The organism is Martelella sp. FOR1707 (assembly GCF_053484265.1).
The window spans coordinates 469,662-485,101 of sequence record NZ_JBAKFP010000002.1; the positions used below are offsets into that span (position 1 = coordinate 469,662).

A 15,440-nucleotide genomic window follows, 5' to 3' on the forward strand; every position below is an offset into this window, starting at 1 on the left:
CCGTCTAGACGGTTGGTCGGGGTGTAGCGCAGCCCGGTAGCGCACTTGACTGGGGGGCGGTGAGCCGCATTTCCAGATAGCCCCTGAAATTTCAAGCATTTACGCAGATATTTGAGCGCCTCTACGGTAATTCCTGTGGGACTGATTGTCGCTGCTCTGCTTCGAACTCTTTCAGAAAAGCCTTTAGCTTGCCGCAATGAAAGAACCATTCTTTCTGGTAATGGCAGGCCGCGAACTCGCTATGGAGTTGACGCTCGAGTTGTAGCGTCCCTCTGATGCAGAACAGCAGTTCACAATCAAATGGCGTCGACGTGAAAATTTTCTTGATCCGTTCGTTCGGATCGTTCGAGTAGCCTATTTTCACAAAGTAACTGCTCTTTATGAAATAGACGTATCCGGCCGATGCCGAAAGCTTTGGCGGCAACCTTCGCCGTGCTCGCTTAAGGACTGAGCGGCAAAGTGGGCTGATCGTTACGATCTCCGCTTTGATCGTGCGCTCAATTGCGATCGCCTCGTCATAATCGTCCGTTTGGGTGTTGCCGGAATATCTCCGCCCTTCAAGCCAAAAATCGTAAGAGAAATGCTCGCTGTCGCCACGCTTGTAGATGGTCATCCGTTGGCTTTCCTTTCTTCTCCCTGCCTTGGGTTTGCCGTTGGCGACGCCGCGTCCAGGGCGGCGCGGATGTCCTCGTCCAGGGCGTGGGCATACTTCGTTGTCGTCTGGATATCGGCGTGGCCGAGGAGGCGCTGGGCGACGCGGAGGTTTGATTTTCTCAAGACGCGGGTTGCCGCCGTGTGGCGGGTGTCGTGGAAGCGGAAATCCTCGACGCCGGCGGCCGGGACGGCGCGGCGCATGGCCGTCTTGAGGCCTGCTTCCGTCAGCGGATAGCGGCGACCCTTGACCAGGTTGCGCTTCTTCAGCGTGCGCCTGGCGACGTAGGTGAAGACGATTTCGGGGTGGTGGTCCTTCTGCGACCACAACAGATCATAGATCGCCTGCGACATCGGGATCACGCGCCGCCTGTCACCCTTACCGGTGACCGTGAACTGGCGGCCGAAGAAATCGACATGCGGCCATCTGAGGCCGAGGATTTCCATGCGGCGGCAACCGGTGAGGAAGGCGAACAGAACCGCCTCGGCATAGCCGGGGCTGAGCTGCGACAGGATCCTGTCCTCCTCGGCCGCGCTCGCCTCGCGGACGCGTTCCTGCCGTTCCTTCAACAGGTGCTGACCGAAATGGAAGTCGGCTGTCTTGACCTTCCAGACATTTTTCGCGCGCAGCATGATTTCGCGCAGCGGCTGGGTGCAGGTGCGGTTGACGGTGGCCGCCGAGACGAGGGGGCGCTTCGGATCGCCCTTAATATGTTCGCCGCGGCGTCTGGCGACGATCGCCGCGATCCGGGCGTCATCGATCTTCGCCAGATCGGTGTTCTTGCCGACGGCGTCGTTCAACCAAGCGAGGACCTGGAGCGTGGTTTCGACATTCTTGTGATGCTGGCCGATTTCCAGCCACCAGCGCGAGGCCGCCTCCTCGAAGGTCATGCGATCGGCCGGGCGGGTCTCGGCGGCGATCAGTTCGGCGCGGACCGATTCCTTGATGCTGTCTTCGACGCGCTTTGCTTCCCGCTTCGAAGTTGCGCCAGTTTTCCCCGAAAATCGACGACCCCGGACGACGAAGTCGTAAGAGTATGTCGCCTCGCCTGATCGCTTGTAGACTGACACTCGCACCTCCTCGCATCAATGAACTCATCGAGATCGGCCCGGGTGTAGCGCCGCGTCGGCCGTTTCTCGCCGAGGCCGATATTAATCCAGCGCAGGCTTCCCGCCTGCGTCAAGTGGGCAAGCTGCTTTTTCGAGATATTGAGATAGCTTGCCGCCTGATCGGCGTTAAGAAGCCCTTCGCTCATCGTTACCCCCGCATCAGCATGATGATGATCAGGTCGTCTTCGTGGCCGTCCGGGCTGGTGAGCCTGAGCTGCTGGCTGGCCGCGTCGCCGGTGTTGATCGCGATGCGGGCGCCGGGGATATGGTCGAGTGCTGCGGCGAGGTATTGCTGGTTGACGCCGATGCGTTTTTCGATCTCGCCTTCGATCTCGACTTCCTCGCTGGCGTCGCCGGCCTCGCGGTCGGCGGCCTCGATCGTCAGCTGGCCGTTGGCGAAGGTGAGGGACGCGGCCTTGCTCATGGCGGTCAGCACCAGGCCGACGCGCTTTGTGGCCTCCAGCAGCTTCTTGCGTTCCACCGTGACGGCATCGTCCAGGCCGGCGGCGATCATGCGTGGGTAATCCGGATAGGTCGCGCCGATCAGCTTCGCCGTGATCGTGCGATTGCCGATCACGGCCGAGATGCGGCGTTCGTCCAGCCGCAGCGATACGGTTCCGGTCTCCGGCAGCGCCTTGACGAGGATGCCGACCATCTTGTCGGAGATGATGACGCCGGGAAGGTCCTTCGGGCTGTCGAAGGCATCGATGACTCTGACCGACAGATAATGGCCGGTGGTCGCCACGAGGGCGAAATCGCTTTTGCGGCGGTGAAGATAGACGCCCTTCAGATAGTCGCGCGTGTCCTTCGCCGGCGCCATGGCGAACGCCGTTTCAACGAGCGCCTGGCGGAAGGGCTGGGCGTCGACGGTGATGGGCTTGGCGGTCATCTCCGGCAGGGTGGGGAAGTCCTCGGCCGGGAGAACGGGCAGGCGGAATTTCGAGCGGCCGGATTTGACCGTGACATCGTGCAGGGCGTTGGCCTTGGCGTTCGCATTGGCGATGGTGATCGCGCCGTCGGGCAGGCTCTTGACGATCGACAGCAGCATGGCGGCCGAGACCGTAAAGGGCTCGAAGCCTTCCGCCGCATCGGCCGCGAAGCTGACGGTGATCTCGATATCCAGATCCGTTGCCCGCAGCGTGAGCCTGTCCGGATCGTCCGCCCGCTCAAAGAGGACATTGGCGAGGATCGGGATGGTGTTGCGGCGCTCGACCGCGCTGTTGGCCGTTTCGAGCGCGGAGAGAAGCGCGGATTTTTCAGCGGTGAACATGGGCGGGCTCCTTGTAGAACGCTTCAATCCGCATTTGCGTCTGCGGCGCCATGAGCTGGGCGTGGGGGGGCGATCTCTCTCAGAAGCTCGAGTGCCTCAAGAGATTTGCCGGCTGCAATCAGGCGACCAAGGTGCTCGATTTCAGCGGTATCATCGGGCACGCTGGTGATGCCGCGTTCAATGAACTCCTCCTTGATGAAGTCATCCGAAAGATCGTCGAGAATTTCCTTGCGATAGGCTTCACCGAGGCCTCGATCGAAAAACTCGTTGCGGATTTCCCCGTCGCTCAGTTCCTTGCACGCCAGTTCGGCGGGAATGGCGACGGTGAGTTCAAGTTCGAAGGTCCTCGACATCACGCATCCTCCGGCGCGGGGATCATGCCGAGCGCGATCATGTAGGTGTCGAGCACGGTTTCCTCTTCCATGCGCTCCTGTTCGTCCTTCTTGCGAAGCGCGATGATCTTGCGGAGCGCCTTTGTGTCGAAGCCCGTGCCCTTGGCCTCGGCGTAGACATCCTTGATGTCGTCGGCGATGGTCTTCTTTTCCTCTTCCAGCCGCTCGATCCGTTCGATGATCGAACGCAACTGGTCGCGGGCAATGCCATGTGCATCTGTCATGTGGGTTCTCCTCAGAACGGAATGTCGTCGTCGAGATTTTCGCGGGACGGCAGGTCGCGGGCCGGCTCACGCGTGGTTTCGCGGCCGTAATCGTCGGGATCGGTCGCGGGCGGCGGGCGGTTTGAGCCGGTGCTGTCGAGCATGGTGAGGACGGCGTTGAAGCCGTTCAGCACGATTTCTGTTGTGTAGCGGTCCTGGCCGTCATTGCCCTGGTATTTGCGGGTGGAAAGCTGGCCCTCGATATAAAGCTTCGCGCCCTTCTTCAGGTGTTGCTCGGCGATCTTCGCCAGGGCTTCGGAGAAGATGACGACGCGGTGCCATTCGGTGCGTTCCTTGCGCTCGCCGGTGGCGCGATCGCGCCAGCTTTCCGATGTGGCGATCGACAGGCTGGCGATCTTGCGGCCATCCTGCGTTGTGCGGATATCCGGATCGCGGCCGAGATTGCCGATCAGGATGACCTTGTTGACGGAACCTGCCATGATCAGCGCTCCCAGCAATCAATATCGGCGAGCGCGCAGGACTCCGGTCCGTCGGTGCGCTGGCCTACATCATCGAAATACGAGGGGGCGATCTCCGCCGCATAGTCGGCGATCGATTGGCCGCCGGTGAAGCGATCGCCAGCGACGCGGACCATTTCCTTCACGAAACGGTCAATGAATTCCTGCCGGCTCGGCGGCTTTTCCGCTGGCAACAGCTCAAGCGCATGCCCCGGATATATCTGGACGGAGCCTTTTTCCAGAAGGCTCTCGACGCAATAGCCCTGCGGGGTCAGGTCCGTGGAATACTCGCCGACGATGCGGCCATGCCATGATGAACCGTGTCTCTTGCGCACACGGTCGCCACGTTCGAATTTCGGCATCTCGTTTTCCTCACACTCTGGCCGCGCGGGGCTGCTGACCGGCGAAGATCGGCAGGAGGCGGCACATGTCGTTGAATTTTTCCTCGGCCTTCATGGGCGGCCAGGGCTTGATTGCGCCGCGCGTTTTCGGCGGCTTCGAGAGCGGCAGCGTGCGGGCGGCGGCGGGGCCGAACAGGGCTTGCACCTCGGCGCGCAGCATGCGGTTGTCCATGTCATGCACGGCGGCGTGGCGGGCATTGGTCCAGTGCTCGGGCGGGGGCAGGCCTGCGGCGTGGCAGATCGCGCGATCCCAGCCTTCCTTGATGCGCGCGGTCGCGAGCATGAAGTGGTTCGCCGCCTCGGCGCTTTCCGCGCGGATGGTGGCGGCGATCAGTTGCTGGGCCGGGCGCGTCCAGTCGCCGATGAGGTGCTCATGGGCATCATGAATGAGGAACAGCGCCGCGGTGAAATGATCCGCGCCCTCGTTCAACAGGGCGTCGGCGCCCATGACGGAATGCTGGGCGACGGAATAGGCCGGGCCGGGCGCCGTGCCGTTGAAACGGGCGATCTTCGACAGGCCTTGCGCGATCTGGTCAAAGAATATCTCGGCGGCATCCGGCGCGCCAAGATCGACCAGCGTTCCGGTCGGGCGAAAGGCGTGGACGGGGTATTCGGTGAGGCGGGGGATCATGGCGCGTGACCTCTGACCTTGAGCATCGCGTCGGCTATGTCGTAGCCATACTGCGCGACTTCCTCGTTGTAGCGGTTGTGCGGGCCGCCGCTATCCGGGTCCGCCATCGAGGCGATGTATCCGGTGATGGCGGCCATCGCGAACCTGTCTCTCATCGAGAAGGCGGCGTTGGCGCTGATGCGCGCCAAGATTTCAGCATTCATTGAGCGACCGTTTTCGGCGGCGGCGGCTTTGATTTCATCGCGCGCGCCGACCGGAAGTCTCAGCTGGTATCCGTCGATGTTGGTTCGGTTCTCAGATGTCATGCGTCACACTCCTGTGCTGGCCGCGATCGCTGCCTCGTAGGCGGCGAGCTGGTGGGCGGCGGTGATGATGAGGATGGCAAGGCCGGCGATGATGGCGGGCCACAGGGCGCGGCGCATGGCGGCGCAATCGGCCTCGGTGAGCGGGTGGCGGGCGGTCATGATGCACCGCCTTGCTTGCGGCTGGCGTAGAGCGCGATGCGCTCTTCGACCCTTGGCACAAGGCCCTCATTGAGCAAGCCGGCCGCCTTTCTCGCGTCACAGTCGCATGTTGCCAGAAGTACGGTCGCGACCACGTGCTCAAGCGTCACCATGATCGACGGCATATTATCCGTCGGCCATCGGCCATCGACGATGGCTTTAGATGCATCGAGCGCTCGCCGCGCGTCCTTGATATCGTCGCTCATGCCGCACCGCCTTCGCCTTTCAGGCGGGCGCGGGCGTCGTCGGAGAGGGGGAGGAGGGCGGCTTGCCAGTTGCCCTTGATCCATGCGCTGATCGCGCCCTTGATGACGGGGGCGTCGAGGCCTGCGGCGAGCAGGGCGGCGACGAAGGCTTCCATGGCGCAGGGGCGGCCGTCGTCATCCTGCCGCACATAGCGGATTGGGCGCGACTTCCGGCCGTCCGCCGTGTGCCAGCCTCCGATGAGGATGACCTTGGGTGCGTGAATGCTCATGACCAGCCTCCCGAGACTTCCATGGCCGCGCTGACGGCAAGAACGGCGAGGACGATCATCCAGAACGCTTGCCAAGTTGTCGGGCGCTGCTCGACGACTTTGATGAGTGCGTCAAACTGCGCCAGGGCAATGATCGATCCCGTTTCGTGATCGCAATCTTCGACTGAGGGTGTGCAAGCAACACGATTGAGGCGGACGCCATCGAAGACACGTTTGTCCGAACGACGCGTGTGAATGCCGCACGCTGCCATCTCGTGGACAATGCGGCGGTGAAAGCTGCCCGAGGACAATACGGTGGTCTCGCCAGCGTCGCGGGCGTATTGCCGGTAGGCTTCATACAGGTCGCGCGGCGAAAGCTGATCATCCTGATCGCCTGTCGCCTCGATGCTGTCGAGCAGCCTTGTCATTGCATCTGCCATGTGAACCTCCGTTCCGTTCGGGATGCCGGCTCGCGGGGAGCCGGACACCGGAGCGGAACGGGGTTAGAAGCTCAAACAGGACGGCAAGTCGTACTTGCGGATTTCAAACGCGCGGAAGACGGATAGCCTCGGCAGCCTTACCTGAGGGTCGAGGTGAGAAACGCAATAGCCCATGCTCTTGTCGGAGAACGTGACGTAGCCGACCACCTTGCCGGTGCGTTCGCCGCCGCTCTCCCTCGGCGAAAGATAAACGTCGTCGCCAAGCTGGAACTCGCTCGCCGGGTATCCTGTACCTGAGGATGCCGGCAGGCCGCTGAGCATATGGCAAACCATAGCTTCGGCTTGTCTCGCGTTAAGAAGATTGGTGCCAACGGGTTTGTAGGTTTCCTCCCAACCGTCGCCGCCTATGGTCTTTTTCCGAAAGCTGATGCCTCCATCGGGCTCAAAGTCTTCCGGTAGTTTCCATGTTAGAAAGCGCTCAACCATGTGGTCGATCTGTTCGTCGGTCATCATCTCTTCCTTCCCGTGGGGTGATGCCGCCGCGCGGGTGGGGAACGGGCCTGCGCGGCGGCGGGGTGCGGGCCGGACGGTTGGCCTGCTGGGGAGAGATGTTACCCAAAATGGGGATTATAGCAACCCCATATTGTGTAATTTTTATTGTGCGCTATTGTCGCCTATTGTCGGCCATTGTCCGTGGCCACAAAAAAAAAGCCCGCACGAGGCGGGCTTTTGGCAGTCAGATCAAGGAGTGGTTACATGTGTGATAGCGCCGCAGCACTAAAGCCAGATGACTTTGTCATCATGTCAATGGATTGCAGGAATGCGGTCTGGTGCCTTAATGGCAAGGCGGGTTTATCCTTTTTCGATAATGCCCGCGCGCGCAGCATCAAAGAACGCCTCCAAGTTCTCGATGGAGAACCTCATGATGCGCGCCTCGCTTTCTACAGGGATATCTTCGGTATCTAGGCCTTTGGCATGGAAAATCGCTTGAGAGCGAAGATCATCCAGCCATGACAGGTCGTCTGTGCCTTGAAGCTCGGCTAGCTGATCGACCGCCAATCGTAAGGCAGAGCCGTATGCGGATGCCAATGCGCCTAGGGACCGCACAGGATCATTGACGTCGTAGTTTATCGTAAATTCCATCTCTTTGCCTCCTATTGGCGTTCTTCGCCTCTTCGGCCATGGAATAGGCGAGTGATCATTCTTCCATTAGATCAGGCTCCATTCCCCAAGCTCTCACGCGGCAGGATGGCGAAAATCTCGCCAAGCCAGACCGGCACGGCATTTTCGATCGGGGGCGCGTTTGTTGAATAGAGTGTTGTCGGGTTGCCGCGCATGATGGTCTTGACGAAGCGCCGACCGTCTTCGGTGCGCACTACGGCCTCTTTGCCAAAAAACCATTCTCCCGGCCGGCGCTGTTCGCGATAGACCACAAGCACCATGCCGTCGCGATAGACGGGCAGCATGGAGTCTCCCCGGATCTGGAAAGCGATCATTTCAGCGGGAAGTGCAAAGGGGATGTGTATCTGTTCCAAGCCCTCCGGCGGGACCTGTTCAAAATCTGGCTGAACCTCGGCACCCGCACCAACGTAGCCCACAAGCGGGACATTCGTTGGGGGAGGGTCGTCTGAGACTATATCGGCTGGTGACACGCCGAAAGCGGATGCCGCGCGCTCGATGTAGTCGATGGTCAGCCGTCTCTCATTGCGCTCGAGCTTTATGTACTGGCTTCGGGAAACGCCCATGGCTTCCCCGGCCTGCTCGTGCGTCATGCGCGCTTTTTCTCGAAAGAATTTCAGCTTGTTACCCATAGCAGGGAAGATACGCGGCTGAAAAAATCTGTCGCGCCCCATTTTGGGGTTGTCGATATTCCCCATATTGTGTAACTTCAGCGATCATGAAGCTGAAACAGTACCTCACAGAGAAGAACATCACGCCAGAAGCCTTTGCGGCTCTGGTGGGCGGCGTTTCTGAAAGCGGCGTCCGCAAGTGGATGTATGGCGAGCGGGTGCCGAGGCGGGAGCAGATGATTGCGATTGCCGAAAAGACTGACGGCCTCGTCATGCCCAATGACTTCCTGTTGCCCCAGGAGCCCGCCCAATGACCCGGCTTGTTCTGATCATCATGGCCGGTCTGGCGGTTGCCGCGTTTTCGGCGATGCCGCCGATCGTGGGGCTTTGCGTGGGGTCTTTCGCGGCCTGGACGCTGTTCCTGATCGGCGAGGGCTGCGCCCTGCACGGCGAGGACCTGGCCGACGACCTGAAAGACGAGTGGGAGGATTATTGATGACCGTGTGGAAATCATTGCGGCCTGTCCCTTGGCGTGATCGCGGCAATCATTCGCAGCGAAAGATCGTTGGCGTAGGCGACCGCATCGTCGGCGCGCTGCTTGGTCTCAGGATCGGCTTTCTCCGCGGCGCGCGCGGCCTTCGCGAGAGCGTCCTCGACCTTGATCATAATGCCCCGGATATATTCCGGCGGATTGTCCGTGAGAGCGGCAATCGAGGCCATGAAGCAGGTGGTGATCTGTTCGTTCACCGCCTGAACGGCCGCAAGCTCGCGGCGCATGGTTTCGATCTCGCGCCGAATTTCAACATCGTGCTCGCTCATGGGTCTTCTTCTCCTTTGTCCGGGAATATCTGGTCTGACGTTGCGATGATGCACTGGCGGCCGGCGACCGTCGAGTCGGGGTGCTGACATGAAGTTCCTCGCCGCCATAGCCTGGGGGATCATCATCTCGCTTTTCGTGATTGCCGAGTTGCTTCCGCTTCCGCGCATCGGGCGCTCCTCCTCCCCGCCCGCGGGAAATGCGCGGTTGCGGCCCGGCCTGTTCGTTCCTGCCGGACAGGCCGGGCGGGATTGCTGTGCATGGTCGTGTTCTCCGTTGTTCGATGGGGTGACCGTAGGCCAGCGCGCGGGGCGGATCACCGCAGAATTTTTCGAAAAATCTTCCTTGCATTTTCCGGAGGCTCGCCATGCGCGTGATCACTGAAGACGACGGGCGCGCGCTGAAGGCGGCGACGCGGCGGGCGGTGAAGGCGGCGGGCGGCGGCGAGGCGCTTTCGCTGGTCTCGCGGGTCTCGGCCGCGCAGCTTTCCAAATACGGGCTTGCCGGCGACGAGCATGCCGAGACCTTCATGCCGCTGGACGTGGCGCTTGAGGCCGACCGCGAGGCGGGCGCGCCGATCATCGCCGCAGCCCTTGCGGCCGCGCAGGGGTTCCGGCTGGTCTCGGCCGATGGCGCGGACCATGCGCATGATCTCGGCTTTTCCGATATTTCGACGGCGAATGTGGCCTTCGGTAAATTGCTGACCAGCATGCATGAAGGTCTTGCCAATGACGGCAGGCTTGACGAGGCGGAACGGCGCGCCGTTCTTCGCGACCTCGACAAGTTCATGCGGGTTTTCCTGCCGATCATGGGGCGGGTGTGATGAACGAGCTTGCCCGCATCATTCCGATCCCTCTGCCTTTTTCCCATGGCTATGAGGCGCATACCGACATGCGGGCGCGGCTGGCCGTGGAAGGCGGGCGCGACTGGCGCGGGCCGGAGCAGATGCGGGCGCGGATGCCTGGGCATGCCATCGGCCGGGAGGGGCGCAAGCCTCAGCCGCCGCGCGCCTGCAGGCTGACCGAGGTTTGCGGTTTCAGCATGTGCCATGTGTGCGGGGGTAACGACATCTATGACGCGCCGTTTACCTGCGGGGAGGGGCGCTGATGCGGACGGACTGGACACGCGAGAAGATCGCCCGCGCCGCGACACTGAAGCGGGAGGGCATGAGCTTTGCCCAGCTTGCCGAATATTTCGGCGTGAGCCGGAGCGCGATGACCGGCCTTGCCAATCGCAATCGCGATCTCTTTGAAAAGTCGAAGAACGCCGCAGGCGGCAGGCCGCGCAAGGACCGGGGCAAGACCGTTCCGGTGGAAGCGCCGCGCAGGCTTGTAGCGAAAGAAAGGCCGGTGGCGCGGGTAGAGCCCGTTGTGCGGCAGGTCGAGCCGGCATGGCCGGAGGGCGCGAGCGGCGATCTTTCGCGCTATCGGCTGCCTGCCGTTGTGCCGAAGACGACGCTCAGCGTTGGCGCGGGGGAATGCCGGTTTCCGGTTTCCGCCTTCGATGCGCCGGACGATGCGGCGATGCCGCTTTGCGGGGCTGAAGTCGTGGAAGGCAAGAGCTGGTGCCCGGCGCATTGCCGCGTTGTCTATCGCCCGCGCGAGGGGAGGGCGGCATGAACGTGTGTACCGATCTGAGCGGGTATGTCGATTTCCTGAAGGCCAAGGTTCAGATGGCGAAGGTAGGCGGGTTTGTCGTCGAGGATGACGATATCAACCCGATCCTGCTGCCGCACCACCGCGCGATCGTCAAATGGGCCTGCCTTGGCGGGCGGCGGGCGATCTTCGCGGCTTTCGGGCTGGGCAAGACCGTCATTCAGCTTGAGATCATGCGGCTGGTGCTGGCGCATGCCGGCGGGCGCGGGCTGATCGTTATGCCGCTTGGCGTGCGGCAGGAGTTTCGCCGGGACGCGGCGATGCTGGAAACCGGCGAACATCCGAAGATTACCGACCGGCAGCGGCACGACCTTGCCAAATGGCGGAAGGGGCGGGCCGATCGGTGTTATGGCGTGAAATTCATCCGTTCGATCGACCAGGCCGGCGAGACCGGGCTTTACCTGACCAATTACGAGCCGGTGCGTGACGGCAAGCTTGATCCGCGGGCTTTCACCTGTGCCTCGCTGGACGAGGCGAGCTGCCTGCGCGGCTTTGGCGGCACGAAGACGTTTCGCGAGTTCATGCGGTTGTTCGACGGGATCGCCTACAAGTTTGTCGCGACCGCGACGCCGAGCCCGAACGAATTTATCGAGCTCTTGGCCTATTCCGCGTTTCTCGAGATCATGGATGTCGGCCAGGCGAAGACGCGGTTCTTCAAGCGCAATTCCGAGAAGGCCGACAGCCTGACGATCCATCCGCACAAGGAACGCGAGTTCTGGCTGTGGGTGGCGAGCTGGGGGCTTTTTGTCGAAAAGCCCTCCGATCTCGGCTTTTCCGACGAGGGCTATGACCTGCCGGCGATCGACGTGCGCTGGCATGAACTGCCCGCCGACCATGCCTCGGCAGGCGCCGAGAAGAACGGGCAGGGGCGGCTTTTGCGCAATGCGGCGGCCAGCCTTTCCGATGCCGCGCGCGAGAAGCGGGAGAGCCTGCCCGCGCGTGTTTCGAAGATGATGGATATCCGCGCCGAGGATCCGGGCGCGCATCGGCTGATCTGGCACGATCTGGAGGCCGAGCGGGCGGCGATCGAGGCCGCGATACCGGGGATCGCCACGGTTTACGGTTCTCTCGACCTCGACACGCGCGAACAGCGGATCATCGACTTTTCCGAGGGGCGGTTGCCGGAGCTTGCGGGCAAGGCCTCGATCATGGGTTCGGGCTGCAATTTCCAGCGGCATTGCCACTGGGCGATCTTCCTCGGGATCGGCTTCAAGTTCAACGATTTCATCCAGGCGGTGCACCGCATCCAGCGCTTTCTCCAAACGCACGAAGTGCGTCTCGACCTGATCTACACCGAGGCCGAGCGGCCGGTGCGCGAGGCGCTGGAGGCGAAGTGGAAACGCCACATAGAGCAGAGGGCGATCATGACCGGGATCATCAAGGAATACGGACTGTCTGCCGCCGCGATGGCGGAAAGCCTGACGCGCGCGCTGGGCGTGGAGCGGATCGAGGTTTCCGGGCCGGGGTTCCGGCTGATCAACAATGATTGTGTGATGGAAACGCGGACGATGGCGGCCGACAGCGTCGACCTGATCGTGACCTCGATCCCGTTTTCCACGCAGTATGAATATTCGCCGAACTATGCCGATTTCGGCCATACCGACGACAATGACCATTTCTGGCGGCAGATGGATTTTCTGATCCCCGAGCTCTTGCGGGTGATGAAGCCGGGGCGGATCGCGGCGATCCATGTGAAGGACCGGATCGTGCCGGGCGGCATGACCGGGCTCGGGTTTCAGACGGTCTATCCGTTTTCCGATGATTGCGTGCGGCGGTTTGTTCAGCACGGTTTCGGGTTCATGTCGCGCAAGACGATTACCACCGATGTGGTGCGTGAGAACAACCAGACTTACCGGCTGGGGTGGTCGGAGCAGTGCAAGGACGGGACCAAGATGGGCAATGGCATGCCGGAATATCTGCTTATCTTCCGCAAGCCGCCGAGCGATGCATCCAACAGCTATGCCGACGAACCGGTGAAGAAGCCGAAACGTGAATGGTTGCGGGGGCGAAACCTTGGCGTCGACCCCAACATGGAGCTCCAAGACCCGGAGAAGTGGGCTGAACAAGGGTATCCATCCCCGGAAACTACAGATGCCGGTAGAGGCGCATGGTCGAACAAAGACGGCTATTCGCGGGCGCGGTGGCAGCTTGATGCGCATGGGTTCATGCCTTCCTCCGGCGAGCGGCAGTTGACGGCGCAGGAGCTTGCCGGGCTGGAGCACCACCAGATTTTCAAACTGTGGAAGGCCTATAGCCTGGATGCGGTCTATGATTTCGAGCATCACGTGAAGATTGCCGAGACGCTGGAGGAGCGAGGCATGCTGCCCTCGACCTTCATGCTGTTGCCGCCGCATTCCAAGCATGAGGATGTGTGGACCGATGTGACGCGGATGCTTTCCATGAACACGCTGCAGGCGGCGGCGGGCAAGGAAATGCATCTCTGCCCGCTGCAGTTCGACATCGTGGACCGGGCGATCGCGCAATATACGCAAGCCGGCGAGACGGTGTTCGACCCGTTCGGCGGGCTGATGACGGTGCCCTACCGGGCGATACGGCTGGGGCGGCAGGCGATCGCGACCGAGCTGAACCCGGGCTATTTCCTCGACGGCTGCAAATATGTGCAGGCGGAGGCCGAGAAGATGGCGATGCCGAGCCTGTTCGACCTGATGGAGGAAGATGCCTCCGGAAAGGCGGCAGCGGAATGATGCGGCAAATCGTTTCCGTTTCAGGCGGAAAAGACAGCACGGCGACATACCTGCGGGCGATCGAACGCGGGTTGCCGTTTGAGGCCGTGTTTGCCGACACCGGCAACGAGCACGATTGGACCTATGATTTCGTCCGCTCGCTTCCCGAGAAAACCGGCGGCCCGCCGATCCGATGGGTCAAGGCGGATTTGAGCGAGCGTCTGGCCAAGAAGCGTGACTATATCGCGCGGCGGTGGCCGATCGATGGCGTGGCGCAGGAGACCGTTGACCGCGCTTTGTCGCTGCTTTGGCCCACGGGAAATCCTTTCCTCGATCTGTGCCTTTGGAAAACGCGGTTTCCCTCGGCCAAAACCCGGTTCTGCACCGACGTGCTGAAACTGGAGCCTATGTATCTGGCTGTTCAGAGGCCGGTTCTGGAAGCTGGCGAGACAGTGATTTCCTGGCAGGGTGTTCGCGCCGAAGAGAGCCTTGCGCGTTCCGTTTTGCCGAAATTCCAGAGCATCAATTCGGTTCCCTACTCCTTCCCGAAGGCAGAGCAGGATCGTGCGCAGGGCTGGGCGACATATGCGTATCGCCCGCTGATCGACTGGTCGACTCAGGATGTTTTCGCGTTTCATCGCCGGCATGGCGTGGCGTGGAACCCGTTATACGACCACGGCATGATGAGGGTCGGCTGCATGCCGTGCATCATGTGCAAGAAGGCCGAAATCCGCGAGATCGCAGGCCGTTTTCCCGAGCATATCGACAAGATCGAGGAGTGGGAGGCGATCGTCAGCGCCGTGAGCAAGCGCGGCAGTTCGACCTTCTTCAATATGACCGATGATCCGCTGCTGGCCGATGGCTGGCGAGATGACGATTACGACTGGTCGTTGAGCCGCGTGGGTATCCGCGCCCGTGTGGAATGGTCGAAAACCTCGCGCGGCGGCCGACAGTATGACGCGCTGCTCGCCGCTGGCGATGCGTTCGGGACCGCGTGCAATCAGTGGGGGGCGTGCGAATGAGCGGCAAGCGGCTTTACATCATCACCGACGATGCGCGTCGCGCCTGCCTGACGGTGTTCGGGATCGGGCTTTACGGGTTGCCGGACTGGGCCGAGATCGTCACCACCCCGGAGGGGATCGAGGATATTCCGGCCGGGTCTCTGCACCGGGGTCTCTGGCATTTCGAGACATCTCAGAGCCGGTACATGCAGCGGCTGGCGACCGAGCGCTGGGCGGCGGGTGAACTGGTGACCGCGCCGCAGGCCTTCATGGACAAGATCGAGGCGATGATTGCCGCGCGCGACCGCAGGCCGGATGCGCCGGCGGCTGTCGATGCGCCACGCGCGGCCGCGATCGCCAGCGAACCGAATCGACAGGCAACAGCGAGGAAGGCGAGCAAATGGCACTGATCGAGTTGAACGCCGACTGGGAAAAGCGCGAGTTCGGCGTGTTCGGCCTGGCGCGCGATGCGTGGCGGGTTTTGAGCGAGGCAGAGCGGCGGGAGGCGGAAGCCTTGCGCCGGGAGAAGCTTGCCGAATGGGGCGAGCGGCCCATGCGGACGCGGGAGGCGGGCTGATGCGGCGGTACCGGATGCGCGGCGAGCGGGTGCCGATCCTGCTGGTGATTGCCATGAACCGCCATGAGGCGGCGCGGGCGATGGAGGCGCATGGGCTGGATTTTGGCCGCATGGAAAACATGCGGATCGTGACGAAGGCTTATCTGCTTTCGCAGTGGTCGGCCGGGGCGGCTTATATCACCGCGTTTCGCGAGACATGGGGCGCAACGGCCGAGGGGCGGGCGCTGGACGACGTGCTTTCGATCCGCACCCGCAGCCATGCGCTGCGGCCGGCGAACGAGCGCGATCTGGCGCCGCTGGTGCGGGCGGTAAGGGAGGCTGCGGAGTGAAGGCGATCGATGAC

28 protein-coding genes and 1 pseudogene are annotated in these 15,440 nt (G+C 62.0%); 11 read left to right on the plus strand and 18 right to left on the minus strand.

The window, feature by feature from the left end; genetic code table 11:
- Positions 1-121 precede the first annotated feature (121 nt).
- The 17 genes and pseudogenes from V6765_RS06035 to V6765_RS06115 all read right to left on the minus strand — a co-directional run bounded on the left by V6765_RS06035 (position 122) and on the right by V6765_RS06115 (position 8,450).
- Positions 122-613: a GIY-YIG nuclease family protein gene (locus V6765_RS06035; RefSeq protein WP_448427237.1), complete on the minus strand. Its 492-nt coding sequence runs from the start codon at positions 611-613 to the stop codon at positions 122-124.
- Positions 610-1,722 carry a tyrosine-type recombinase/integrase gene (locus tag V6765_RS06040; RefSeq protein WP_448427238.1) on the minus strand — a complete coding sequence of 371 codons (1,113 nt, stop codon included), beginning with the start codon at positions 1,720-1,722 and terminating at the stop codon, positions 610-612. The genes V6765_RS06035 and V6765_RS06040 overlap by 4 nt, the downstream gene beginning before the upstream one ends.
- 17 nt (positions 1,723-1,739) lie before the next feature.
- A pseudogene (locus V6765_RS06045) lies at positions 1,740-1,907 on the minus strand (helix-turn-helix domain-containing protein); the annotation flags it as partial.
- A 2-nt stretch (positions 1,908-1,909) separates the two neighbouring features.
- Positions 1,910-3,031, minus strand: a complete 1,122-nt coding sequence (dnaN, locus tag V6765_RS06050) for a DNA polymerase III subunit beta (protein ID WP_448427239.1) — start codon at positions 3,029-3,031, stop codon at positions 1,910-1,912.
- Between the two features lie 23 nt (positions 3,032-3,054).
- Positions 3,055-3,384 (minus strand): hypothetical protein, encoded by a 330-nt coding sequence (locus V6765_RS06055; RefSeq protein WP_448427240.1) that lies wholly within the window; start codon positions 3,382-3,384, stop codon positions 3,055-3,057.
- The gene (locus V6765_RS06060; protein WP_292051985.1) at positions 3,384-3,647 is read right to left on the minus strand and encodes a DUF2312 domain-containing protein; all 264 of its coding nucleotides are present in this window, start codon (positions 3,645-3,647) and stop codon (positions 3,384-3,386) included. The genes V6765_RS06055 and V6765_RS06060 overlap by 1 nt, the downstream gene beginning before the upstream one ends.
- An 11-nt stretch (positions 3,648-3,658) precedes the next feature.
- On the minus strand, positions 3,659-4,126 hold the full coding sequence (ssb, locus tag V6765_RS06065) for a single-stranded DNA-binding protein (protein ID WP_448427241.1): 468 nt from the start codon (positions 4,124-4,126) through the stop codon (positions 3,659-3,661).
- 2 nt (positions 4,127-4,128) lie between these two features.
- On the minus strand, positions 4,129-4,506 hold the full coding sequence (locus V6765_RS06070) for a hypothetical protein (RefSeq protein ID WP_448427242.1): 378 nt from the start codon (positions 4,504-4,506) through the stop codon (positions 4,129-4,131).
- Positions 4,507-4,516: 10 nt separating this feature from the next.
- The gene (locus tag V6765_RS06075) at positions 4,517-5,176 is read right to left on the minus strand and encodes a hypothetical protein (RefSeq protein ID WP_448427243.1); all 660 of its coding nucleotides are present in this window, start codon (positions 5,174-5,176) and stop codon (positions 4,517-4,519) included.
- Positions 5,173-5,481: an Arc family DNA-binding protein gene (locus tag V6765_RS06080; protein WP_448427244.1), complete on the minus strand. Its 309-nt coding sequence runs from the start codon at positions 5,479-5,481 to the stop codon at positions 5,173-5,175. Before V6765_RS06080 ends, V6765_RS06075 begins: the two co-directional genes overlap by 4 nt.
- A 3-nt stretch (positions 5,482-5,484) precedes the next feature.
- The gene (locus V6765_RS06085; RefSeq protein WP_448427245.1) at positions 5,485-5,640 is read right to left on the minus strand and encodes a hypothetical protein; all 156 of its coding nucleotides are present in this window, start codon (positions 5,638-5,640) and stop codon (positions 5,485-5,487) included.
- On the minus strand, positions 5,637-5,885 hold the full coding sequence (locus V6765_RS06090) for a hypothetical protein (protein ID WP_448427246.1): 249 nt from the start codon (positions 5,883-5,885) through the stop codon (positions 5,637-5,639). Before V6765_RS06090 ends, V6765_RS06085 begins: the two co-directional genes overlap by 4 nt.
- The gene (locus V6765_RS06095) at positions 5,882-6,154 is read right to left on the minus strand and encodes a hypothetical protein (RefSeq protein ID WP_448427247.1); all 273 of its coding nucleotides are present in this window, start codon (positions 6,152-6,154) and stop codon (positions 5,882-5,884) included. Before V6765_RS06095 ends, V6765_RS06090 begins: the two co-directional genes overlap by 4 nt.
- Positions 6,151-6,573, minus strand: coding sequence for a hypothetical protein (locus tag V6765_RS06100; RefSeq protein WP_448427248.1), 423 nt, complete (start codon positions 6,571-6,573; stop codon positions 6,151-6,153). The genes V6765_RS06095 and V6765_RS06100 overlap by 4 nt, the downstream gene beginning before the upstream one ends.
- A gap of 63 nt (positions 6,574-6,636) precedes the next feature.
- Positions 6,637-7,083, minus strand: coding sequence for a hypothetical protein (locus V6765_RS06105; RefSeq protein WP_448427249.1), 447 nt, complete (start codon positions 7,081-7,083; stop codon positions 6,637-6,639).
- A gap of 342 nt (positions 7,084-7,425) precedes the next feature.
- A complete protein-coding gene (locus tag V6765_RS06110) occupies positions 7,426-7,716 on the minus strand; it encodes a hypothetical protein (RefSeq protein ID WP_448427250.1) in 291 nt (96 codons plus the stop codon).
- Between the two features lie 71 nt (positions 7,717-7,787).
- Positions 7,788-8,450 carry a LexA family transcriptional regulator gene (locus V6765_RS06115; RefSeq protein ID WP_448427251.1) on the minus strand — a complete coding sequence of 221 codons (663 nt, stop codon included), beginning with the start codon at positions 8,448-8,450 and terminating at the stop codon, positions 7,788-7,790.
- 20 nt (positions 8,451-8,470) lie between these two features.
- On the opposite strand from V6765_RS06115, the gene V6765_RS06120 reads away from it, so the two are divergent.
- The gene (locus V6765_RS06120; RefSeq protein WP_448427252.1) at positions 8,471-8,677 is read left to right on the plus strand and encodes a helix-turn-helix domain-containing protein; all 207 of its coding nucleotides are present in this window, start codon (positions 8,471-8,473) and stop codon (positions 8,675-8,677) included.
- The gene (locus V6765_RS06125) at positions 8,674-8,859 is read left to right on the plus strand and encodes a hypothetical protein (RefSeq protein ID WP_448427253.1); all 186 of its coding nucleotides are present in this window, start codon (positions 8,674-8,676) and stop codon (positions 8,857-8,859) included. Before V6765_RS06120 ends, V6765_RS06125 begins: the two co-directional genes overlap by 4 nt.
- 14 nt (positions 8,860-8,873) lie before the next feature.
- Here the strand turns inward: V6765_RS06125 and V6765_RS06130 are convergent, their stop codons facing one another.
- A complete protein-coding gene (locus tag V6765_RS06130; protein WP_448427254.1) occupies positions 8,874-9,182 on the minus strand; it encodes a hypothetical protein in 309 nt (102 codons plus the stop codon).
- Between the two features lie 88 nt (positions 9,183-9,270).
- Here V6765_RS06130 and V6765_RS06135 point away from each other — a divergent pair, with 88 nt between their 5' ends.
- Genes V6765_RS06135 through V6765_RS06175 form a run of 9 tightly spaced genes read left to right on the plus strand, consistent with a single transcriptional unit; the run spans position 9,271 to position 15,426 of the window.
- On the plus strand, positions 9,271-9,564 hold the full coding sequence (locus V6765_RS06135) for a hypothetical protein (RefSeq protein WP_448427255.1): 294 nt from the start codon (positions 9,271-9,273) through the stop codon (positions 9,562-9,564).
- Entirely contained in the window at positions 9,548-10,003 is a 456-nt protein-coding gene (locus V6765_RS06140; RefSeq protein WP_448427256.1) for a hypothetical protein, read from the plus strand. Before V6765_RS06135 ends, V6765_RS06140 begins: the two co-directional genes overlap by 17 nt.
- A complete protein-coding gene (locus tag V6765_RS06145; RefSeq protein WP_448427257.1) occupies positions 10,003-10,287 on the plus strand; it encodes a hypothetical protein in 285 nt (94 codons plus the stop codon). Before V6765_RS06140 ends, V6765_RS06145 begins: the two co-directional genes overlap by 1 nt.
- Positions 10,287-10,799: a GcrA family cell cycle regulator gene (locus tag V6765_RS06150; RefSeq protein ID WP_448427258.1), complete on the plus strand. Its 513-nt coding sequence runs from the start codon at positions 10,287-10,289 to the stop codon at positions 10,797-10,799. The genes V6765_RS06145 and V6765_RS06150 overlap by 1 nt, the downstream gene beginning before the upstream one ends.
- Positions 10,796-13,540, plus strand: a complete 2,745-nt coding sequence (locus V6765_RS06155; RefSeq protein ID WP_448427259.1) for a DNA methyltransferase — start codon at positions 10,796-10,798, stop codon at positions 13,538-13,540. Before V6765_RS06150 ends, V6765_RS06155 begins: the two co-directional genes overlap by 4 nt.
- Positions 13,537-14,541, plus strand: coding sequence for a phosphoadenosine phosphosulfate reductase domain-containing protein (locus V6765_RS06160; RefSeq protein ID WP_448427260.1), 1,005 nt, complete (start codon positions 13,537-13,539; stop codon positions 14,539-14,541). Before V6765_RS06155 ends, V6765_RS06160 begins: the two co-directional genes overlap by 4 nt.
- A complete protein-coding gene (locus V6765_RS06165) occupies positions 14,538-14,930 on the plus strand; it encodes a hypothetical protein (RefSeq protein ID WP_448427261.1) in 393 nt (130 codons plus the stop codon). The genes V6765_RS06160 and V6765_RS06165 overlap by 4 nt, the downstream gene beginning before the upstream one ends.
- A complete protein-coding gene (locus tag V6765_RS06170) occupies positions 14,921-15,097 on the plus strand; it encodes a hypothetical protein (protein WP_448427262.1) in 177 nt (58 codons plus the stop codon). Before V6765_RS06165 ends, V6765_RS06170 begins: the two co-directional genes overlap by 10 nt.
- Entirely contained in the window at positions 15,097-15,426 is a 330-nt protein-coding gene (locus V6765_RS06175; protein ID WP_448427263.1) for a hypothetical protein, read from the plus strand. Before V6765_RS06170 ends, V6765_RS06175 begins: the two co-directional genes overlap by 1 nt.
- The last annotated feature ends 14 nt before the right edge of the window (positions 15,427-15,440 follow it).